Source organism: Pseudoalteromonas sp. TAE56 (genome assembly GCF_000497955.1).
GTDB lineage: Bacteria > Pseudomonadota > Gammaproteobacteria > Enterobacterales > Alteromonadaceae > Pseudoalteromonas.
In genome coordinates this window covers 21,363-44,329 of record NZ_AUTN01000060.1, presented here as the reverse complement: position 1 = coordinate 44,329, position 22,967 = coordinate 21,363, and the positions used below count along the sequence as shown (strand labels likewise).

The 22,967-nt window shown below is 40.1% G+C and carries 19 protein-coding genes and 1 tRNA gene; 1 reads left to right on the top strand and 19 read right to left on the bottom strand.

What is annotated here, in order from left to right; translation table 11 throughout:
* Nucleotides 1–20 precede the first annotated feature (20 nt).
* The 19 genes from L656_RS0103430 to L656_RS0103340 form a co-directional block, all read right to left on the bottom strand.
* On the bottom strand, nucleotides 21–2,267 hold the full coding sequence (locus L656_RS0103430; protein WP_024598212.1) for a heavy metal translocating P-type ATPase: 2,247 nt from the start codon (nucleotides 2,265–2,267) through the stop codon (nucleotides 21–23).
* Nucleotides 2,257–2,700: a MerR family transcriptional regulator gene (locus L656_RS0103425; RefSeq protein ID WP_024598211.1), complete on the bottom strand. Its 444-nt coding sequence runs from the start codon at nucleotides 2,698–2,700 to the stop codon at nucleotides 2,257–2,259. The genes L656_RS0103430 and L656_RS0103425 overlap by 11 nt, the downstream gene beginning before the upstream one ends.
* Nucleotides 2,701–3,408: 708 nt before the next feature.
* Nucleotides 3,409–3,906, bottom strand: a complete 498-nt coding sequence (locus L656_RS0103420) for a DUF2059 domain-containing protein (RefSeq protein WP_024598210.1) — start codon at nucleotides 3,904–3,906, stop codon at nucleotides 3,409–3,411.
* A 129-nt stretch (nucleotides 3,907–4,035) separates the two neighbouring features.
* Nucleotides 4,036–4,368, bottom strand: a complete 333-nt coding sequence (locus L656_RS0103415) for a Na+/H+ antiporter subunit G (protein ID WP_024598209.1) — start codon at nucleotides 4,366–4,368, stop codon at nucleotides 4,036–4,038.
* A 9-nt stretch (nucleotides 4,369–4,377) separates the two neighbouring features.
* Nucleotides 4,378–4,647: a K+/H+ antiporter subunit F gene (locus L656_RS0103410; protein WP_007378493.1), complete on the bottom strand. Its 270-nt coding sequence runs from the start codon at nucleotides 4,645–4,647 to the stop codon at nucleotides 4,378–4,380.
* Nucleotides 4,641–5,177 (bottom strand): Na+/H+ antiporter subunit E, encoded by a 537-nt coding sequence (locus L656_RS0103405; protein WP_024598208.1) that lies wholly within the window; start codon nucleotides 5,175–5,177, stop codon nucleotides 4,641–4,643. The genes L656_RS0103410 and L656_RS0103405 overlap by 7 nt, the downstream gene beginning before the upstream one ends.
* Nucleotides 5,177–6,694 carry a monovalent cation/H+ antiporter subunit D gene (locus L656_RS0103400; protein ID WP_024598207.1) on the bottom strand — a complete coding sequence of 506 codons (1,518 nt, stop codon included), beginning with the start codon at nucleotides 6,692–6,694 and terminating at the stop codon, nucleotides 5,177–5,179. Before L656_RS0103400 ends, L656_RS0103405 begins: the two co-directional genes overlap by 1 nt.
* Nucleotides 6,691–7,044 carry a Na+/H+ antiporter subunit C gene (locus L656_RS0103395; RefSeq protein WP_024598206.1) on the bottom strand — a complete coding sequence of 118 codons (354 nt, stop codon included), beginning with the start codon at nucleotides 7,042–7,044 and terminating at the stop codon, nucleotides 6,691–6,693. Before L656_RS0103395 ends, L656_RS0103400 begins: the two co-directional genes overlap by 4 nt.
* Nucleotides 7,044–9,836, bottom strand: coding sequence for a monovalent cation/H+ antiporter subunit A (locus L656_RS0103390; RefSeq protein ID WP_024598205.1), 2,793 nt, complete (start codon nucleotides 9,834–9,836; stop codon nucleotides 7,044–7,046). The genes L656_RS0103395 and L656_RS0103390 overlap by 1 nt, the downstream gene beginning before the upstream one ends.
* A gap of 216 nt (nucleotides 9,837–10,052) precedes the next feature.
* Nucleotides 10,053–11,228: a hypothetical protein gene (locus tag L656_RS0103385; RefSeq protein ID WP_024598204.1), complete on the bottom strand. Its 1,176-nt coding sequence runs from the start codon at nucleotides 11,226–11,228 to the stop codon at nucleotides 10,053–10,055.
* Nucleotides 11,215–12,093, bottom strand: coding sequence for a lipoprotein NlpI (gene nlpI / locus L656_RS0103380; RefSeq protein ID WP_024598203.1), 879 nt, complete (start codon nucleotides 12,091–12,093; stop codon nucleotides 11,215–11,217). Before nlpI ends, L656_RS0103385 begins: the two co-directional genes overlap by 14 nt.
* Before the next feature lie 140 nt (nucleotides 12,094–12,233).
* Nucleotides 12,234–14,360, bottom strand: coding sequence for a polyribonucleotide nucleotidyltransferase (gene pnp, locus L656_RS0103375; RefSeq protein WP_024598202.1), 2,127 nt, complete (start codon nucleotides 14,358–14,360; stop codon nucleotides 12,234–12,236).
* A gap of 395 nt (nucleotides 14,361–14,755) precedes the next feature.
* Nucleotides 14,756–15,025: a 30S ribosomal protein S15 gene (gene rpsO, locus L656_RS0103370; RefSeq protein ID WP_002958490.1), complete on the bottom strand. Its 270-nt coding sequence runs from the start codon at nucleotides 15,023–15,025 to the stop codon at nucleotides 14,756–14,758.
* A 153-nt stretch (nucleotides 15,026–15,178) separates the two neighbouring features.
* The gene (gene truB / locus L656_RS0103365; protein ID WP_024598201.1) at nucleotides 15,179–16,138 is read right to left on the bottom strand and encodes a tRNA pseudouridine(55) synthase TruB; all 960 of its coding nucleotides are present in this window, start codon (nucleotides 16,136–16,138) and stop codon (nucleotides 15,179–15,181) included.
* Complete coding sequence (gene rbfA, locus L656_RS01000000121870; protein ID WP_024598200.1) at nucleotides 16,122–16,607, bottom strand: 30S ribosome-binding factor RbfA; 486 nt, start codon at nucleotides 16,605–16,607, stop codon at nucleotides 16,122–16,124. The genes truB and rbfA overlap by 17 nt, the downstream gene beginning before the upstream one ends.
* Before the next feature lie 157 nt (nucleotides 16,608–16,764).
* Nucleotides 16,765–19,425 (bottom strand): translation initiation factor IF-2, encoded by a 2,661-nt coding sequence (gene infB / locus L656_RS0103355; protein WP_024598199.1) that lies wholly within the window; start codon nucleotides 19,423–19,425, stop codon nucleotides 16,765–16,767.
* Between the two features lie 25 nt (nucleotides 19,426–19,450).
* Nucleotides 19,451–20,950: a transcription termination factor NusA gene (nusA, locus tag L656_RS0103350; RefSeq protein WP_007585502.1), complete on the bottom strand. Its 1,500-nt coding sequence runs from the start codon at nucleotides 20,948–20,950 to the stop codon at nucleotides 19,451–19,453.
* A 39-nt stretch (nucleotides 20,951–20,989) separates the two neighbouring features.
* On the bottom strand, nucleotides 20,990–21,445 hold the full coding sequence (gene rimP, locus L656_RS0103345) for a ribosome maturation factor RimP (protein WP_024598198.1): 456 nt from the start codon (nucleotides 21,443–21,445) through the stop codon (nucleotides 20,990–20,992).
* A gap of 281 nt (nucleotides 21,446–21,726) precedes the next feature.
* A tRNA-Met gene (locus L656_RS0103340) sits at nucleotides 21,727–21,803 on the bottom strand.
* Nucleotides 21,804–22,235: 432 nt separating this feature from the next.
* Between L656_RS0103340 and L656_RS0103335 the strand changes: the two genes are divergently transcribed.
* A complete protein-coding gene (locus L656_RS0103335) occupies nucleotides 22,236–22,697 on the top strand; it encodes a globin (protein WP_024598197.1) in 462 nt (153 codons plus the stop codon).
* Nucleotides 22,698–22,967: the final 270 nt, after the last annotated feature.

Genomic DNA, 22,967 nt, shown 5'->3' with positions numbered 1-22,967 from the left:
AATGTACTCCTTAGCTTAAATTACGATTTATTTGGTTTGAAAAAACGTAAGCGATTAGCGTTACTTACCACTGTAAGCGATGAAAGTGCCATAGCTGCACCTGCAACAACAGGGTTTAGTAGTATTCCAAAAAATGGATACAACACGCCGGCTGCAATAGGAATNCCCGCCACGTTATAAATAAAGGCACCAAATAGGTTTTGTTTAATATTTGAAATAGTTGCATTACTCACTGCAATTGCATCAGCAAGTCCATGTAACGAACCACGCATTAAGGTAATGTCTGCACTTTCTATTGCAACATCGGTACCTGTGCCAATTGCAAACCCTACATCGGCTTGCGCAAGTGCGGGAGCATCGTTAATACCGTCACCTGTCATACCCACTATTTCACCGTTTGCTTGGCGCTTTGTTACTTCGTTTACTTTGTCATCGGGCATTACTTCTGCAATAAAGTCATCAATACCAACTTGCTTAGCAACGGCTTGTGCAGTGGCTTTGTTGTCACCTGTTAGCATAACTAAGTGGATACCTTTATCTTGCAGGCGTTTAATCGCTTCAACTGAATCCTCTTTGATAGGATCTGCTACTGCAATAATAGCTTGGAGCTTATTATTACTTGCAAAATACATGGGCGTTTTAGCATCACTGGCAAGTGTTTGAGCTTGCTCGGTTGCATCATCAACGGCTACATCGTATTTATCCATTAGCGCTTTATTACCAAACAACAATGTTTGCCCGTCAACACTGCCGGCTACACCTTTACCTGTAATTGCATCAAAATCGGCTACTTTACTTAAAGTTAAGCCCTGCTTTTTAGCGTATGCAGTAATTGCTTCAGCCAGTGGATGCTCTGAGCTACTTTCCAGGCTTGCAACAAGTTGCATTACTGTATTTTCATCACTGTTGTTAAAGGTAACTACATCGGTAACTTGCGGTGTGCCTTGAGTAATAGTGCCTGTTTTATCTAAAATCATGGTGGTGATTTTAGATGTCGTTTGCAGCGACTCACCATTTCGAATTAATATCCCTGACTCAGCGGCTTTACCAATACCCACCATAACCGACATAGGGGTTGCGAGTCCTAACGCACAAGGACAAGCGATAATAAGTACCGTAGTTACTGCAACAACGGCATAAGCAATTGATGGCTCAGGTCCAAAGTTTAACCATGCAAGCCCTGCAAGTACCGCAATAATCATGACTGTTGGTACAAATATTCCTGATATAACATCGGCTAAGCGCCCTATTGATGGCTTAGAGTTTTGTGCACGCTTTACCATATTGATAATATTGGCAAGTGTGGTTTCGCTACCTATGTGCGTGGCTTTAAATAATAAAGTACCACTTTTATTAATACTTCCGGCAACGACTTTATCGCCCGTTTTTTTGCGGACGGCCATTGGCTCACCAGTAAGCATTGACTCATCAACCGTACTGCTGCCTTCAATAACATCGCCATCCACAGGGATTTTTTCACCCGGGCGTACGCGTACTTCATCATTTTTTACAACATCACTAATGTCGATGTCTTGCTCTTCGCCACCACGAATTACGCGTGCAGTTTTTGGTTGCAGGCCAATTAAGCGTTTAATTGCTTGTGAGGTGCGCCCACGTGCTATTACTTCAAAAGCGAGCCCTAAACTAATTAAACCGATGATCATCGATGATGCTTCAAAATATACGTGTCTTGCGACTTGTGGTAATAAGTTTGGCGCTATTACCACAAACATTGAGTACAACCACGCAGTACCTGTACCAAGTGCTATTAAAGTATCCATATTAGCAGCATGGTTTTTGAATGCCTGCCATGCACCGTTGTAAAATTGTTTACCTGATATAGCCATAACCACAAGCGTGACTATACCCACTAAAAACCATGCTATTCGTTGTGTATCGGTGGTCACACTCATGTCAAAAATAAGCCCGTATATCATTAACGGCGCACCGACTCCTAACGCTAATATCATATTACGCATTAGCTTTTTGTAATGTGCCTCGTCCGACTTTGCTTTTTCATCAAGTGCATCTTGATCAGACTCGTTACTCATCGGTTTGGCTGAATAACCAATGTTTTCAACTGCTTTAATAAGCGTACTTTCGTCAGCTTTACCTTCTACGCGTACAGTACGCTCAGCAAAGTTCATTTCCACGTTTTGCGCACCTTGCACGCTATTAAGGGCTTTTTCAATTTTGGCTACACAACTGCCGCAATTAGCGCCTTCAATAATAAAGTTTTGCGCGGTGTCTTTTGTATTAGTCGTCATTACGCTGCTCCTTATTTACGGAATCGTTTATTGGATCAACAAAAGATTCTATTAAACTACACACGTCACTGGCATTTGCACCATCGGCTGATGTATCCCATTGCTCAAGGGCTGCATGCATTCTGTTTCGTAGCTTTAATGTTTCTTGAAATAGTGCTTCGGTTTCTTCTAGGCGTTTAGTAATGAGTTTGCGTGTTAAAGGACAAGGACAATTTCCCTGCTCTGACTCGCCTATAATGTGTTGAATATCTTTGAGTGAAAAACCAAGTTGACGAGAGCTAATAATAAACTTTAAACGCTGCTGGTCTTGTTTTGTATATTCTTGATAGCCATTTCCTTCACTGCGTATTGGATTAAGTAACCCAACACGCGTGTAATGACGAACAGTATCGGCAGTCACGCCCATTAACTTGGCGAGTTGTTTAACATACATAATTTGGCTCCGTCGTGTTTCAGTGGCTTCATAATAAACCTAGGTGCAACACATAGGTCAATGACTATTTTAAAGCTAATAAAATAATACCAATTCGCTTAATTAAGTGACCTGTTTGAGAGAATAAAATCGTGTTGATAACAAGGCAAAGGTTTTGTTATTTAGTTGTTATCACTAATTGCCTCTGCTTTCATGCACTCGTATATCAAAATGATTAAGTATTATTGCTCATTGGCATAATGACACAAACAGAATTAACTTAAGCTGATACCGGCGTTTATTATCAGGAGGGGGGAATTCAGGAGAGAAGCGCCTAAGTAAGGCGCGTATTAATCTAAGGGCCTGTTGAATATTAGTGGTTAAACTTACAGCAGACTGTTTGGTCTTTAGGCAAGGCAGAGCCTATTTATGTGGTTATTCCCCATAAGTAGTTGATAATGCAGAATTAATACCAAACATGCGCTGCCCTTTGGGTTCCCTCTAGGGACGATTAACTCTTTGTTGCCTACATGGATGTAGATCAGGGGCGTGAGCAGGACGCGTGCTCGGTTTTTGCTTATTCTTACATGAATGTAAGCCTGTAGGGTAACGATGTAAGCCTGTAGGGTAACGCAGGAGCAGTTACCGAGCTCACTAGGTTACAAACCTCGCGCCGCAATTTAATCTTCCGTGGATTGAATAAATTCAATCCACAAAGATCTACATGCCCTAGTTTGATTCGCTACGGCTTTGCTCTAATTCGTCGCTTAGCTGCTGCGCTAAAGTTTGTATTTTAGGCATAGCATCTTTCATTAAGCTTTGAGACATTTGCATAGACTCTTGCATTACAACAGGCATTTTTTCAAGTATTTTTTGCCCGGTATCTGTCTTATAAAATGCTAACATATCAGCAATCTCTTGCTCACTAAAATGTTTGTCGTACACGCTAATCATCATCGGCTGCATTTTGGCCCAGCTCATTTCGGTTTTTAATACCGTCGTCATGTCACCATAGTATTTATCAAAAATTGCCTGTTCAGAAGGCTTAACACCCATTTGATCAGACATACCTTTCATCATACCTTCAACCTGGCCGTACATAGAATCAACCATTGAATCTAAGTTCATTACACTAATAAGTTCATCTATTTTTTGCTGTTTTGTATTTTGCTCAGCATATAAACTGCTAGAAAAAATCAGTAATGATAAAAGTAGTACCTTACCCATAATAATATCCTTTAATATAAATAATCGTTTTATAGTCACATGATTAATTAGTATTGTAAAGGGGACAGGTAATCATTAAAAAGCCGAATAAATCGCGTTTATTCGGCCTTTTATTAGTGCGCATTTGCGTTAATCGTCCTCTACATTATCGAGACCTTTAGTGCCTTCTTTAGCTTTTAGCTTATGATGAATAGCTGATTTTATTAGCATGTAACCACTAATCGGCGCCGTAATTAGTAAAAATATAGTAATGAGTATTTCTCTAACACTGAGTCCATGGCCTGAATTTACAAAATAAACCATAGCTGCGATTAACATACTTGCCATACCCAACGTTGTTGCCTTCGTTGGTCCATGCAAACGCATAAAAAAGTCAGGCAGTTTAATTAAGCCTATCGAGCCAATTAAAATAAACGTACCACCAAATAACAATAGTATTGATACAACCCATTCGCTGATCATGTTTTCACCTTATTCAATTATATCGCCACGTAGTAAATACTTACACACTGCAACTGTACTTATAAAACCAAGCATGGCAATAAGCAGTGCTGCTTCAAAGTAAAGCCCTGTGTCCATACTTATACTGTATAAAATAATCAGTGCAATAACATTAATGTACATTGTATCGAGCGCTAAAACACGGTCAGGCACTGACGGACCAATAATCAATCGCCATAAATTAAGCAATAATGATAAGCCAATCATCGAAAAAACAATGAGTAATACGGTGTCTAACATTGAAATATCTCCTTCAGTGGAGCTTCGTAGCGTTGTTTTATTTGTTTGATAAGTGCTTCTTCATCTTTAAGGTCAAGCACATGTATTAGTAAGTAACGTTGTGTTGGCTCTTCACCTTCAGGTAACGATTCTGCAATTGGATAAACCTCTGCGCTCACTGTACCGGGTGTAAGCGATACACTACTGGCCAATATAGTAATTGGCATATCATGAGTTAAATCAATCGGTACTTTTATAAAGGCCGGGCGTAAGTTTTTAGATGGCCCAAGTATAAGCAAAGCCACCTGTAGATTTGCAACAATAATATCGTAAAGCACTATAAGTAACTGCTTTAATGCTAGTCCAGGCCTTAAAATAAGCGGTTGAGGTTCGCGAAGTGAAAAGCTTAATAGGGGTATAAATATAGCAAAAATAGTCGCTAGCACTAAGTGTCCTACCGACACGCTATTATTTAACAATAACCATACCATAAACAAAAACAGGCTACGAAATGGTGTTGGTAACCAACGAAAACGGGCTTGTAATCTCATCACATGCCTCCTTTAAGTACAGCATTAATACCGCCGCTTATATCATGTAACTGAGTAGCAGCACCTAGCATGTAGTCACTTATTGGCCCGCCAAAAATAACGAGCAATGGCGAACTCGCAAGTAAACCTATAATTACAGTTACCTGCAACGGGTGTGCATTTGCACTATCTGCGTTTTCGCTTTTTTTACTTTTATGCTCCCAAAATAAGGTCGTGCCAGCACGCGAAAGCGCTACTAATAACGCAAAGCTTGTTACTAAATATACAGGCCAAAATAGTAAAGCTTGCTCACTATTTAATGTGGCTTTAAGTATCCAAATTTTACCTACAAAGCCTGATAGTGGCGGCATACCAACTACTGTTAAAGCCGCAACAATAAAGCACACACCTAATAAAAATGGTTGTTTAACGCAGCGACCTGCTACTAGCCTGTCGCCAACTTTACCGCGCTGGATTGAAACTAAATCTGCTAATAAAAATAGTGCGGCACTAACAAGTGTTGAATGAACTAAATAATATAAAAGTGCAGCAGTGGCATTTACATTTTGTAAGGCGATTAGCGCAACCAACGTTCCCACTGATACCAATACTAAGTTAGAAGTGAGTTTACGTAAGTCTTGCGCTGCCATAACACCAATAGCACCCACTATAATCGTGGCAATTGCTAAGCCCCAAAGCCAAGGCTGCGCCATATGTTCAAGCGCCCCTGCTTGTTCGCCAAATATCACAGTGTAAACACGAAGCATAGCGTAAACGCCTACCTTGGTCATAATCGCAAATAATGCAGCAACCACAGGTTTAGCGCTTGAATATGTATTTGGAAGCCATAAATGCAAAGGTAATAATGCGCCCTTTAATGCAAATACAATGAGTAGTAATAAACCACCAGCCTTTGCTAGGTATACATCATCGCCCGTAAGCTCGGATACTTTTTGCGCCATATCTGCAATATTAAGCGTACCAAGTACACCGTACAAAATACCCAAACCGATTAAAAACACGCTTGAGCCAACTAAATTCAATATTACATATTGCAGTGCAGCACGAGTGTTTTGTTTATCACCGGCATGCATTAACAATGCATAGGATGCAATCAGTAACACTTCAAAAAATACAAATAGGTTAAATAAATCGCCCGTTAAAAACGCGCCATTTACACCCAATATTAAAAAGTGGACAAGTGGATGATAAAAGCTGCCCTTTTCATCATCGCCAGCACTACCATATAAAATAGCGCCCAAACCTAAAAGTGAAGTTAACGTAACTAATAAGGTAGATAACATATCAGCGACTAAGACTATCCCAAATGGTGCAGACCAATTACCAATAGCGTAAACATTAATACCCGTATTATTAATATGTACCAGTAAAAGCACACTAATGGCAAAAGTAGCTATTGCCATTACAATTGAAACTAAGCGGCGAATTTTGACGCTTTTACCACATGGCGGCAGCAATAAAATAACTGCCGTCAGCATAGGTAATAAAATAGGTAGCGAAGCTAAATGTTGGATCATTTTTGCTCCTTATTATCGGCAGAGGTATTAGGCACATAACCATCAACATGGTCACTACCTAAATCGGCGCGCCCACGTATTGCCAAAATAACCACAAATGCAGTCATCGCAAAGCCGATTACAATAGCGGTAAGCACTAAAGCTTGAGGTAGAGGATCTGCATAATCTGATCCTGTGCCAAGCACTACTGCTTTATTAATAGTGAGACGACCTGCTGAAAACAAAAATAAGTTAACAGCGTATGAAATCATAGTAAGCCCAAGTACTACAGGGAATGTACGAGCTCTCAGCAGTAAAAACACACCGCAACTGACCAATACTCCAACGCAAGATGCGTACAATAATTCCATTAAATATTTACCTCTTTTTTCTGGGTATCTGCTGTCATATTACCTAAGCTTGCTAAAATCATTAACGTAGCGCCTACAACTGTTAAGTAAACACCTAGGTCAAATGCAATCGCGCTGGCAAGCTCTGTTTTACCGACAAACGGAATATCAAAGTAGTCAAACCAAGTTGTTAAAAACGGCTTATCAAAGAACCAACTACCCACACCTGTAAACAAAGAAATACCAATGCCTGAAGCTATAATTTTGCGATAATTAACATCAAAACGTTCGTTAATCCATGCCGTACCATGCGCCATGTATTGCAAAATAAACGCGATTGATGTTACTAACCCAGCAATAAAACCACCACCAGGTAAGTTATGCCCACGTAAGAAAATATACGCAGAAACCAATAAGGCAAGCGGCAATAAACTTTGTGAAATACTCGCCAGTAATATTGGGTGACGCTCTTTAGCCCATGGGCGCCCTTCACTGTCACTTGCAGGCATAAATAATGGGATTCGAGAAAGTACTTTAAATATACCTAATGCGGCAATACCTAATACGGTAATTTCGCCAAGCGTATCAAAGCCCCTAAAGTCGACCAAAATAACGTTAACTACGTTAGTACCACCGCCACCAATCTTAGCGTTAGCAATAAAGAAGTCTGAAATTGAATCTAATGGACGTGTAAGTAATGCATAACAAATACTCGCTATGACTACACCTAGCGTAGAGGCTATGCCTAAGTCTCGAAGTACGCGTAACGAACTTGATTCTTTTGGCGTATGCTGCGGTAAAAAAAACAATGCCAGCATAAGTAAAATAATAGTAACAACCTCAACGGTTAGTTGTGTAAGTGCTAAATCAGGTGCAGAAAAACGTGTAAATACAACCGACACCATTAACCCTACAATTGAGAGCATTAACAACGATACCATTCGAGAGCGATGCCAAATAACGGTAGCAAGTGCACCAATAATCAACAAGCCAGCTCCAATTGCATTGTGCACATCAACCGGCGTAAGTGGCATGCTACCGGCAAGCTGTTGCATTTCAAATAATGGCCAACCCGCACACAGTAGTACTACTGCTAACATAATTACAAGATAGCGCTGTAGGGAACCATTTTCTGTACTATTTACCTTTGATTGACACCAAGCAACGATACTTAAAATTACACGTTCAAAGGTTTTTTTAGCATTGAGAGGTGGTAGTGATGCTTGAAATTGAAATAGATATTTACGATTAATGTAAATAAATAAGCCGCCAGCAATCGCCATTGCACTCATAAGTAGAGGTAAGTTAAACCCATGCCAGATAGCTAATTCGTACACTGGCATTTCTTTTCCAAGTACAGCTAAAGATGCCGCAGATAAAATACCGTCAATTGTAAAGTGCGGGAACATGCCCACTAATAAACAAATCACAACGAGTATTTCTATTGGTACACGCATATAACGTGGTGGTTCATGCGGCGTTCGAGGTAAATCAATCGGGTCGCCATTAAAAAATACGTCGTGAATAAAGCGGGCTGAGTACGCTACAGCGAAAGCACCTGCAACAGTTGCCAATACTGGAATTAACCACGACATAGAACCAAGCACTTGTTGATGCAGTGTTTCTGCAAAGAACATTTCTTTCGATAAGAAACCATTAAGTAGCGGAACGCCAGCCATTGCCGCTGCCGCGACCATTGCAAGTGTTGCTGTGTAAGGTAAGTATCGCCACATGCCATTTAATTTACGCATATCACGCGTGCCCGTTTCATGATCAATAATACCAACTGCCATAAATAACGATGCCTTAAAGGTTGCATGATTAATTATATGGAAAATAGCAGCAACGGTCGCAAGCTCAGTATCAAGTCCTAATAGCAGCGTTATTAAACCTAAGTGGCTTATTGTTGAATAGGCTAACAATCCTTTTAAATCGTGTTTGAATAATGCTATGTATGCACCAAACAATAGCGTTGCTAAACCTGTTAACCCTACAAGTAAAAACCAAGTATCCGTGCCAGCTAAAGCAGGATGAAAACGCGCTAACAAAAATATACCGGCTTTTACCATAGTTGCAGAATGTAAATACGCACTTACTGGAGTAGGTGCTGCCATTGCATGAGGAAGCCAAAAATGAAATGGAAATTGTGCCGATTTAGTAAACGCACCTAATAGTACCAATACCAATGCTACTTCGTATAAATCGTGAGATTGAATGATTGCTTTGCTTGCTAAAATAACATCTAGGTCGTAACTACCAACAATGTCTCCTAATAACATTAAGCCAGCAAGTAGTGCTAAGCCACCCGCCCCTGTTACTGCAAGCGCCATGCGTGCGCCCTTACGCGCTTCTGACTTATGCCACCAAAAACTAATTAATAAAAATGAACTTATACTCGTTAATTCCCAAAACAGCCACAATTGGATAACATTATTAGACATAACAATGCCAAGCATTGCGGTCATAAATAGCATTAAGTAACTATATAACTTAGCCATTGAATCGTTAGCACTGAGGTAGTAACGCGTGTAGAGGATAACGAGCAGGCCTATGCCTAAAATCATAAACATAAACAATAAACTAAGACCGTCTAACCGCAGAGATAAGTCGAGTCCTATAGACGGGATCCAAGCTAAAGAATAACGAATTGTTTCGCCCGCTAAAACTGCAGGTGCATGGTATAGAGTAATCCCCAAAGCAGTCAAAGGCGCAAGAGCCGTTAAACTAGTGCTTAAATTACGGGATAACTTACCTGTGCATGCAGAAATAACACTGCCAATTAAGGATAACAAGGGTATCCAGAGCAAAGTCATAATGTAGGGCCTTTTATAATCATAAGTTTATCAGGGCATCTCTTTTTTAATACTAAGTGATGCTTTTACTGCCTGTTTTTAAACGACATTAATGACTATAGTTATACTGAAAAACACTTATTTTGTCTATAAAAAGCGGTTCTATATGGGTATTTTTCAAACAATAACTAACAATTTATTAAGCCTAAAAAAACAATTAATTAATAGTGATAATTGTTAGTTTAATATAGTCTTATTTGCAAATGTAAGCGCGCTAGAGTGACGATGAAACTTACCATTGGTCGTATCTAAATGTTTCAACCAAAGTTGCCTATACTGCGCTGAGAGACCTAACTGCTGATATTGCATAATGGACCAATTTTCACTGGGCTTATAAGCAATGCCTCCTTGCTGACAACTCTTTGCCTTATGCCAATCTGTTGGCGGCGGCTCACCATGAGAAATAAATAGATTAGGCGCAACAAAACCTGTTTTTGCACACAACCATGCTTGCTTAGTTTTAGGCAAAGCGTATTCATCCTCAAAACCGTTAAAATGCATCAGCTCGTGCAAAAATACACTGTATTTTGCTTTTGAGTTTATTAGCATTGTTCCCTTCGTGACATTAGCCGTACCGTCTTTAGGCATCATCACTATAAAATCATAATTGTTAGGAAGCTGGTTATTAAGTTTAGATAATTGCCAGTCACACTTTGCTATTTTACTAGTGCTACTTTTGCACTCAAGCATACCCGCAACGTAAACTGGTTTTGAAAAGCAAAAAATATTTTCACGGGGCTCTGGCTGTTTATTATAAGTATTAATAAACTCTGTAAGTTTATATAAGCCACTACGATGATCGCTCATAGTCAGTACGTTAAACATACATTGCTTATTAGGTTTGCTTATATTTCTTAAAGATGAAAAACCAAGATTGTGGATAAACGCGGTAGATACTTTACTCTGTGGTGTTTTTAACTGAAGTTTTAGATGATTTAGCACATCCCCTGCTGGTAATTTGTTTTTACTAGCGAGTAGTTTTAAATCCCCCCAACGTGATTGCTCAAGCAACTTTGCTGCTAATATTTTACGCTCTGGGATTGTTAAGTCATTTATAGCGGAGAGCCAAAATTGTTTTGCAGTATCACTCTGACTGCTTTTAATAAGCTTAAGAGAATACATATATTGCGCTGAGGAAATTTGATTGCGAGCGAGTATAGCTAAAGAGGTCTTTGGTAACTGCTCTAGGTGGTCAGAAAAGTAAGCAGGTGAATTCCAATAACTTTGTAGAACATTGGCTTTTGTATTTAAAACATGCCAAAAGCCAATAGCGCCAAGGTGATTACTCGAGCCTGTAATTAACAAACAACATAGTAATACACCTATTAACTTAAAACGCTTAACTTGCGTCAACACCTTCCATCAACTCAAGTTCTAAACGCGCATACTTGTACTCAATAAACTCGTGTACATTGGTTGCTAGCGCAAGCCTAAAATAGTCTGATGCTAAATACAGCTCACCAGCTGCTTGATGCATTTTGGCTAAGTAAAAATAAGCTTCACATAAACGCTGCGCATATTCTTGCTCGGTTCTAACACCATCACTAATGCCAGATAAAAATGCATACTCAGTCATATCCCCCGTATAAAGAGAAATTAACTGATACGCCCATTGCGATTCATCAAGTGCTGTTGCATTAGTTTTAAGTGATTCAAGCGCTGCTGCTTTATCTTCTTGTGCACTGGCTAAGTAAACCCATAAAACACGGTATGGATCATTTGGAGAGCGGGCTAAAAACTCATCAAAGTCGTTTTTAGCAAGACCTGCTCTATCACCGTAATAAAGGGCTATGCCTCTATTTAAATAAGCATATTCATGCTCTTCATCAAGCTCAAGGGCTGAATCAAAAAATTCATAGGCTTTTTCGTATTGCTGCATAAGCGTATGTTGAATACCTAGAAAGTTATATACTTCAGCTAAATCAGGTTTAAGCTTTACTGCGCGGTTAAAATCAATACGCGAAAGAGTGGTCATACCTAAACTATCAAAAAGTACACCACGGTCATAATAAAGCTTAGCTTGTTGCTCTTCGCTTAAGTCAGCTCTATTCAATAACTCTGAGTAGCGTGCAATGGCAATTTCACTTCTAAAGTCAGAAGCTAAAGGTGCAGTAAATGGCACATTAACAATCGGGGTTGGTTCTGATTCGGTTGTAGTTTGGCAAGCGCTTAAAGACAAAATAGCAAAAGATGCCAAAGCTAAATGTTTGAGTATCATTAAAATCCTTAATACCAAGATATATCGCGATTAATATAAGACAGACCTTGTCCAATAAGGTTTCATTAAAGCATAAAAAAAGGGGCTAAACAGCCCCTTTTTTATCATCTAGCTAATATACTAGATTAATAAGTTAGCAATTACGCGTCAGTTGGCGCGTCAACAGCTGGTGCTGCAGATTCCATTGCTTCTTTAATACTTAGACGTACACGGCCTTGGCGATCTACTTCTAGTACTTTAACTTTAACTTCTTGACCTTCAGAAAGGTGATCAGCCACGTTGTTAACACGCTCAGTACTAATTTGAGAAATATGTACTAGACCATCTTTACCAGGAAGAATGTTTACAAATGCACCGAAGTCAACAATACGTACAACTTTACCTTCGTAGATAGTACCTACTTCAAGTTCAGCTGTTAATTGCTCAATACGGCTAATGGCATTAGCTGCACTTTCGCCATCTGTAGCGGCAATTTTGATCGTACCGTCGTCACCGATTTCAATCGTTGTACCAGTTTCTTCAGTAAGTTGACGAATAGTTGCGCCACCTTTACCAATAACTTCAGCGATTTTCTTCTGTGGGATTTTCATCGTGTAGATACGAGGAGCAAACATTGATAGCTCTTCAGAAGGAGCAGAAATCGCTTCGTCCATCACTTCTAGGATGTGTAAACGTGCAGCTTTAGCTTGTTTAAGCGCAATTTGCATGATTTCTTGAGTAATACCTTCAATTTTGATATCCATTTGAAGTGCAGTAATACCCGCAGCAGTACCCGCAACTTTAAAGTCCATGTCACCTAAGTGATCTTCATCACCTAAGATGTCAGAAAGAACAACGAATTTTTCGTCTTCTTTAACTAGACCCATCGCAATACCCGCAACAGATGCTTTAATTGGAACGCCAGCATTCATAAGTGCAAGTGAAGTACCACACACAGAAGCCATTGAAGATGAACCGTTTGATTCAGTAATTTCAGATACTACACGGATTGAATATGGGAATTCAGTCAGTGTTGGCATTACAGCAGCAATACCACGCTTAGCAAGGTTACCATGGCCGATTTCACGACGCTTAGGAGAACCAACAAAACCAGTTTCACCTACACAGAATGGAGGGAAGTTATAGTTAAGCATAAAGTGGTTTTTATGAGTACCAGTTAAATCGTCGATTAACTGTGAATCACGTTCTGTACCAAGTGTAGCTGTTACTAACGCTTGAGTTTCGCCACGAGTAAATATAGCAGAACCGTGAGTACGCGGTAATACGCCAGTCATTACATCTAGTGCACGAATCATATCTGGTTCACGACCATCGATACGTTTTTCGCCAGCAGCGATACGGCCACGAACGATTTTCTTCTCAAGTGAACCGAAGATTTTACCAACTTCTTGCTTATCTAAAGACTCGCCTTCAGCAAGTTCAGCTGTTAATACTGCAACAACTTCGTCCTTCGCTTCGCCAAGTGCTTCTTTACGCGCTACTTTATCAGTGATTAAGTAAGCTGCGCCTACTTTATCAGCAGCAATTGCTGCTACTTTATCTTCTAGTGCAACGTTTTTAGCTGGTGCAGTCCAATCCCAAGTAGGCTTGCCTGCTTCTGCTTTAAATTCTTCGATTGCAGTGATGATCGCTTGAGATTGCTCATGACCATATACAACAGCGCCAAGCATTACGTCTTCTGCAAGTACGTTAGCTTCTGATTCAACCATAAGTACCGCTTTATCAGTACCGGCTACTACTAAATCAAGTTGGCTTTCTTCAAGCTCTTTCAATGTAGGGTTAAGTACGTATTCGCCGTTGATGTAACCAACGCGAGATGCACCAATTGGACCACTGAACGGGATACCTGAGATAGCAAGTGCTGCTGAAGTACCAATCATTGCAACCATATCAGGTTGGATTTCAGGGTTAACAGAAACAACAGTCGCAATAACTTGTACTTCGTTTACAAAACCGCTTGGGAAAAGTGGACGAATTGGACGGTCAATAAGACGTGCAATAAGAGTTTCGCCATCGTTAGGACGACCTTCACGCTTTAAGAAACCACCTGGGATACGACCAGCAGCGTACATACGCTCTTGGTAGTTAACTGTTAGTGGGAAAAAGTCTTGACCAGGTTGTGCTTCACGCTTACCAACAACAGTTACTAAAACTGAAGTGTCGCCAATGCTTGCAAGTACAGCGCCGTCTGCTTGACGAGCGATTGCACCAGTTTCTAGAGTCACTGTATGTTGACCTAGTTTGAATTCTTTAATAATTGCTTGCACTTAAAATATTCCTTAAATGTATTCTAATAAGTTGTCATCAAAGTACCAATTACAGTACATAATTGTATTCAGTTGGAAATCAATTAAGTACTACAATTGGCAATGATGTGAATAAGCGTAGATAAACCTTTTTATCTACGCGCATAGTATATACCAAAGCTACTTCAAAATGCGAGTCTAGGGTGTGTTGATCTTTGCGGATTGAAATTTGTTCAATCTAACGACTAGATTTCAGCTGGGCTTATTTAGCGGTTAAATACAAAAGCTCTTGGTAAGCTATGAAATGGGGGTTTTATATTGCAATTCAATAGGTTTAAGAATTTTCTTAATTTGAAAACACAAATTTTAGGCACAAAAAAAGGAGCTAAAAAGCTCCTTTTTCTATAATCTAGTTCTTAGCGACGTAGGCCAAGTTCTTTGATTAACGCAGTATAACTAGTGATGTCTTTACCTTTAAGGTAATCAAGTAGTTTACGGCGAGTGCTTACTTTACGAAGCAGACCACGACGTGAGTGGAAGTCATGCTTGTGATCAGCAAAGTGACCTTGAAGCTTGTTGATATCATAAGTAAGTAATGCTACTTGTACTTCTGATGAACCTGTATCGCCTTCTGCACGTGCAAATTTAGCAATGATATCGATTTTTTCTTGATTGCTTAGTGACATAGTAACTCCAAAAATTAAATTTAAAAGGTGTCTTAGCCGATCACTAATTCAGCCAAAACGATTAAGCGGGCGTATTCTACCAACTGTGGGAATAACTACAAGTTAATTATCCCCATCTACAACTATTAAGCCATTGTTAGGCACATTAGTTGCTTATTCCGGTTTCACGTAATCGTCTTGCTGACTAGCAAGACCACGTTTAACCTTTAAATGACCATTTGAGTTACGCTCACCGGTTCCAATAAACACACCATCAGCAACTACTTTAATAGCACCTTCAGGCAAAGGTTTTGGTAACTCAACTGCTTGTCCGTGGCTAAATACCCAGCCTTCGTCTTTTGAAATTTCAATGACAGGTAAGTCAGTTAAAGCAGTATCAATTGGTAGTAGCAGCGAGTCTAAATAAGTAGAAGGTGCAAGCTCTTCTTCTTTCGCTTTAGCAAGTAATGCTTCAATTTCATCAAGCGAGACCATTTTATCTGCCGGGTACTGACCAACAGCAGTTCTGTGAAGCATTACAACGTGTGCGCCACACCCTAGGTTTTCGCCTAAATCATCAACGATTGTACGAATGTACGTCCCTTTAGATACATGGGCCGTCATCTGTAATACGTTACTTTCTTCATCAAATTCGTCAAACGATAAGCTAAACACGTTTATTTTTCTGCATTTTCGAGGTACTTCAATACCTTCGCGTGCGTACTTATATAACGGTCTACCTTGGTACTTAAGTGCCGAGTACATTGACGGATATTGATCAGACTCACCAACAAAAGCAGCTATTTCTTTTGTTAGCTGTTCACGCGTTACGTTTACATCTTTAGTGCTAACAATTTCGCCATCAGAATCTGATGTTGTTGTACGCTCACCCAGTTGTGCACGAACGATATAAGTTTTATCTGTATCAAGTAGAAACTGCGTAAACTTAGTCGCCTCACCAAAGCAAATTGGCAGCATACCTGTAGCAAGTGGATCTAAAGCACCTGTATGCCCTGCTTTTTGCGCAAAATAGACGCTCTTTGCTTGCTGTAATGCTTTATTTGATGAAATGCCTTCAGGTTTGTTTAACAACAAAATACCGTCAACTGCACGGCCTTTACTGCGCTTTGCCATCTGTATCAGTGCCTTCTTCGCTATCTGTATCGTCTACGTGCTCAGTACCTTCTTCGCTATCTGAAATATCAGCAGCATCAACACTTTCTACGTCTTCATCAACATGCTTTGCGTTATCTTCGCGGATAATAGAATCCACTAAGTTAGAAATACGCATACCTTCCATTAATGAGTTATCAACGACAAACTTTAACTCAGGCATTATACGTGCACGAATACGCTTACCTAGTAACGAGCGAATATAGCCCGTTGCTTCATTAAGTACTTTTGCGCTTTGCTTTGCTGCATCTTCATCTTGCGTGTTAAACACCGTGATGAAAATCTTGGCATAAGATAAATCGCGCGATACTTCTACCGCTGACACTGTCACCATACCTAAGCGTGGATCTTTAATTTCGCGTTGTAAAATTACAGCAATCTCTTTTTGGATTTGCTGTGCAACACGATCAGTGCGAGAAAATTCTCTCATTATACTTGTCCTAAAATAATAACTTATTGAAATTAAATAATAAGTTAACTAAATAATGGATATGCAAATGGGGGCTAAGCCCCCATTTAAAATCTTAGCGTAGGGTGTGTAGAACGTTCGGGCGTTAACCTGAGCGTTCAATACTCCCTAGTAACAATTATAGAGTACGTTGTACTTCAACTGTTTCAAATACTTCGATTTGGTCACCAACACGTACGTCATTGTAGTTCTTAACGCCGATACCACATTCCATGCCGTTACGAACATCAGCAACATCGTCTTTAAAGCGACGAAGTGACTCAAGTTCACCTTCATAGATAACAACGTTTTCACGTAATACACGGATTGGAGCGCTACGTTTGATAACACCTTCAGTAACCATACAACCAGCGATTGCGCCAATTTTTGGAGACTTGAATACGTCACGAACTTGAGCAAGACCAATAATTTCTTGCTTAAACTCTGGCGCTAACATACCTGACATTGCTTGTTTAACTTCGTCAATCAAGCTGTAGATTACGCTGTAGTAACGTAGGTCTAAGTTTTCAGTCTCAATAACTTTACGAGCTGAAGCATCAGCACGAACGTTAAAGCCAACTACAATTGCGTTAGACGCTGCAGCTAGTGTTGCATCAGTTTCGGTAATACCACCAACACCTGAACCAACAATCTTCACTTTCACTTCATCAGTAGAAAGTTTAGTTAGTGAATCAGAGATTGCTTCGATAGAACCTTGAACGTCTGCTTTAAGTACCACGTTAACTTCAGAAACATCGCCTTCAGTCATGTTAGTAAACATGTTTTCAAGCTTAGCTTTTTGTTGACGTGCTAGTTTAACATCGCGGAACTTACCTTGACGGTATAAAGCAACTTCACGCGCTTTACGCTCATCTTTAACTACAGTCGCTTCGTCGCCTGCAGCTGGAATACCAGAAAGACCTAAAATCTCAACTGGAATAGATGGACCTGCTGACTTAATGTCTTTACCGTTTTCATCGCGCATTGCACGAACACGGCCATACTCAAGACCACATAATACAATGTCACCTTGGTTAAGCGTACCAGATTGAACAAGTACTGATGCTACTGGACCACGGCCTTTATCAAGACGAGATTCAATAACAACACCCGCAGCCATACCTTCAGTAGGTGCAGAAAGTTCTAAAAGCTCAGATTGGTTCAATACTGCTTCAAGAAGGTCATCAATACCTAAGCCAGTTTTAGCTGAGATATGAACGTACTGCGTATCGCCGCCCCATTCTTCTGGAATAACGTCAAGTACAGCAAGTTCGTTTTTAACGCGATCTGGATCTGCGCCTTCTTTATCCATTTTGTTTACAGCAATGATTAAAGGAACGCCAGCTGCACGTGCGTGCTGTACCGCTTCTTTAGTTTGTGGCATTACACCATCATCTGCTGCAACCACTAGGATTACAATATCTGTCGCTTTAGCACCACGAGCACGCATTGAAGTAAATGCAGCATGTCCTGGTGTATCTAAAAACGTGATCATGTGACCATTTACGTCTACGTGGTATGCACCAATATGCTGTGTAATACCACCAGCTTCGCCAGAAGCAACTTTCGCAGAACGAATGTAATCAAGAGTCGATGTTTTACCGTGGTCAACGTGACCCATTACAGTTACTACTGGAGCACGCGGCTCTGACTTACCATCTTCATGGCGGTCATTAAGTACTGTTTGCTCTAATTCATTTTCTTTAACAATGATAACCTTGTGACCCATTTCTTCTGCAACTAGTTGTGCAGCTTCTTGGTCGATCACTTGGTTAATAGTAACCATGTCACCCATTTTCATCATTGTTTTAACAACTTCAGCGCCTTTAACTGCCATGCGTGATGCAAGCTCAGCTACTGTAATTGTTTCGCTAATACGCACTTCATTTTTAACATCAACAGTTGGTTTTTGGAAACCATGTTGTAATGATGCTGGTGCTTTTAACTTAGACTTGTTACGGCCTCTTGACGCTGCAAATTTGTCTTTTGCTGGCGCTTTCTTCTTTTTCTTAGCACGGCGAGTACCTTGCTCATCACGAGCATCGGCAACATCTTCTGCTTCACGTGCATAAGTAGAAGTCGTAAGATGGTGATCCGCTGTTTCTTCGCGTTTCTTACGTTCTTCTTCTTCTTTCTTCCAGCGTGCCGAGTTCTCTTCAGCTAGCTTTCTTGCTTCTTCTGCTTGACGTTTCGCTTCTTCTTCAGCTTTCTTCAATGCGGCCTCTTCTGCTTCTTTTTGCAGACGCTCAGCTTCTATGCGATCTTTCTCAGACTTAGCACTTTGCTCTGGGGTCATCTGCTTTTGTTTCGCTTTACGCTCTGCATCAGCTTTGCGTTTAGCTTCTTCTTTGGCTTTACGGTCAGCTTCTTCTTTCGCTTTGCGCTCTGCCTCTTGTTTCGCCTTTAATTCTGCAGCTTCTTGGTCAGCTTTTTGCTGCTGTTCAAGACGCACTTTTTCCTCTGCAGCTAAGCGTGCTTGCTCTTGTTCTTGTTCCATTGCGCTTTTTTTCACGTATGTACGTGTTTTGCGAACTTCAACTTGAACGTCTTTAGCTTTACCCGTAGAACCCGTTACACTTAAAGTGCTTTTGCTCTTACGTTGCAAAGTCATGCGCGCTGGGCCATCTGAACCTGCGCCGCCATGATGCTTGCTTAAATGATCAAGTAACGTTGCTTTTTCAGCTTCTGTCACGTTATCAGTTGCTTGCTTAGTGATACCTGCTTGTGAAAACTGCTGTAGCAATTTATCAACAGTTGTACCTATATCGCCGGCTAGTTTTTCAACATTTACTTCTGCCATAGTGTGTAATACCTCCGTTAATAAATTACTCGTCTGCAAACCAACAAATGTTTCGTGCAGCCATAATCAGTTCACCTGCTTTTTCAGATGAAAGTTCTGTGATATCAACTAATTCGTCAATACCTTGCTCTGCCAAGTCTTCAAGTGTAACAACACCCTTGCTTGCCATAACAAATGCTAAGTGACGTTCTAAGCCTTCAAGCGCAAGTAAGTCTTCAGCTGGCTCTGCGCCATCTAAGCTTTCTTCCGTTTTAAGTGCTTTAGTTGTCAATGCATCTTTTGCGCGTGAGCGCAGTAAATCTACAGTCTCTTCATCAAGACCATCAATTTCTAAAAATTCAGACGCTGGCACATACGCCACTTCTTCAAGTGTCGAGAAACCTTCGTTGATAAGTAATGATGCAAACTCATCATCAATTTCTAAATTTTCAGTGAATAAGTTAAGTAACTTATCAGATTCAGCTTCATTTTTAGTACGCATGTCTTCAACAGTCATTACGTTTAGTTCCCAGCCAGTTAACTGGCTTGCTAAACGAACGTTTTGACCATTACGACCAATTGCTTGTGCTAGGTTATCAGCTTCTACAGCGATATCCATTGAGTGAGTGTCTTCATCCATTACGATTGAAGCAACTTCTGCTGGCGCCATTGCATTAATAACAAATTGTGCTGGGTTGTCATCGTAAAGTACGATATCAACACGTTCACCACCAAGTTCTGACGATACAGCCTGAACTCGTGCGCCACGCATACCAACACATGCACCAATTGGATCAATGCGTTTGTCGTTAGATTTAACAGCAATTTTAGCGCGTGAACCTGGATCACGTGCAGCGGCACGTAATTCAATCATCTCTTCGCCAATTTCTGGCACCTCAATGCGGAATAATTCCATTAGCATTTCAGGTTTAGAGCGCGTTACAAATAATTGTGCACCGCGTGCTTCTGGCTTAACTTCATATAAAAGACCACGGATACGGTCACCCGGGCGGAAGTTTTCACGTGGTAACATGTCATCACGGTAAATTACCGCTTCTGCGTTGTTACCTAAATCAAGTACGATTGCATCGCGAGTTGCTTTTTTAACAACACCCGTTACTAGCTCGCCTTCTTGATCTTTGTATGCTTCAACAACTAAAGCGCGCTCAGCTTCACGTACTTTCTGTACGATAACTTGCTTGGCCATTTGTGTTGTAATACGGTCAAATTTGATTGAGTCGATTTGCTCTTCAACATAATCACCCATTTGCAAATCAGGTTCTTCAACCTGCGCTGCTTCTAGAGTGATTTCGCTGTAAGGATTCTCTAAAGAACCGTCTTCTAATACAGCGGCAATCTGCCAACGACGGAACGTGTCGTAATCGCCGGTTTTACGGTCAATTGCTACACGCACTTCAATTTCGCCATCGTGTTTTTTCTTTGTCGCTGTCGCTAAAGCGAACTCTAGAGCTTCAAAAATCTTTTCTTTTGGAACCGCTTTCTCATTGGAAACGGCTTCAGCAACCAATAATATCTCTTTTGCCATGGGTAATGCCTCGCTTGCCCTATTCCTTCGCACTCGAATTTAAAACTTCGCGATTAAATTCGCACGTTCGATGTTACTAAGCATGATCAGATGCTCTTCACCATCGCTAGATAGTGTGATCATATCGCTGCTAACTGCTACTAAGTCGCCTTTAAAATTACGACGACCATCCTGTGGAAGTTTGGTACGCACGCGTACTTCCTCTCCTTGCGCCTGCTCGTAGTGATCTTGTTTGAATAATAGACGATCAACACCAGGAGACGATACTTCCAAATCATATTCATTTGTAATTGGGTCTTCGACGTCTAAAATCGCACTAATTTGGCGACTTGCATCCGCACAGTTATCAACTGAGATCCCATCCTCATGAGCAATATATACTCTTAAGGTAGAATGGCGACCCGCTTGCACAAATTCAAGACCATGCAACTCAAAGCCTAACATTTCTACCGCAGGCGTTAACATGGTTACTAAATCTTGTTCAAGTTTTGTCACGAAAATCCTCCATACAAACAAAAAAAGGGCTTATAGCCCTAAAATACTGAGTTTAAATTTTAATTTGATGACAATTGCCACAAATCATAAGGTGCAGATACAACAACGCCCCGAACCAAGCGGGGCGTCACACCAATAAAGCATAAAACTGTGTGGCCTAAGGCCAAGCTTGGTTGCGAGTCAGTAAACTGACCTAATTAAACTACATAGCCTAAAACGCAAAACGCGCATTACTTAGAATGCGCGATATAAATTAGTAAGGTAATACCTACTAGTAGAATTGGTTGCGGGAGCCGGATTTGAACCGACGACCTTCGGGTTATGAGCCCGACGAGCTACCAGACTGCTCCATCCCGCGCCAATAGATATCAAACCTTAAATTTAATATCGCTGTTAGCTGTTTTACAACATGCTAAACAATGGCCGCTATTATAAGGATGTGTGGGCTAATTAGCAACTATAATACGCAATTAGTTTATAAAATTTCCAATTCGTCAAGATGCTAATTTAATGTATGTGTTAGTAACATAAGTAATCAATCAGTTTTATAAAATTTTCATCGTCAAAATGCTAAATATTGCAGCTTACTATTTTTGAGTGAGAATCAAACCAACTGAACTCTTGCAACTGCATAGCCTCCTACATGCTTGCAATTTACCAGAAAATAAATTGATATAACTAAAACCCATACTTTAACACTAAAAAAACGTGCAGAATTTTAACTGCCCGCTATAATCAATTTTATGCCACTTGATAATAATAGTTATTACTCACTGCAGAGAGATAAAAAATGAATCAACAACAATCAGCATTGTTAAATAACTTAACAATTATTAAGCCAAATTTTCATGCATTCACGGCTCGATTTCACAGTAAATTAGCTGAATCTAGCATTGAGATGAATTACCCAACAGCCTTACAATTTAACGAAAAGAGTTTTACTCTTTTTTGTGTGCTAGAACGAATTGTTAAACATTTAGATAAGCCGGCATCGGTAGCTCCTTTTTTAGCACATCATTTAATGTACCTAAAAAAAAGCAGTGTTTCACAAAATGACATTGCATTATTATCTGATGCGTTTTACGAAACCCTTAAAGAGCACCTTGGTAAACACTTTAATGCTGAGAGCCAACTTGCTTGGAAAAAAGCGCTCAGATATTTTGAAAGCTTTGCAGGCAATGTTTTATTTAATGTATCTAATGTGGTTTCGTTACAACAAAAAATGCTACAAAAGCAAAGTAATAAACTTTAAATATATAAGCCTTAAAAGTGGTTAAATTACTTATTTAACCCCCTCACATCAAGCTCATTTCAACACCATCGTCCAACGCGTCTTTATTGATTTGATAATCGGTTAAGCTCTGCTGCTAACGACACAACATATTGGTTTCCTATCACCTACATTTATTTTACTAACCCGCTATTAAACGCAACTTCCTTATTACTATTAGCTTGCTCGACAAATCAGCTTTATAAGTGGCTCTAAACTTAATACAGGCTCTCATTACTTTTAAATTTCCCA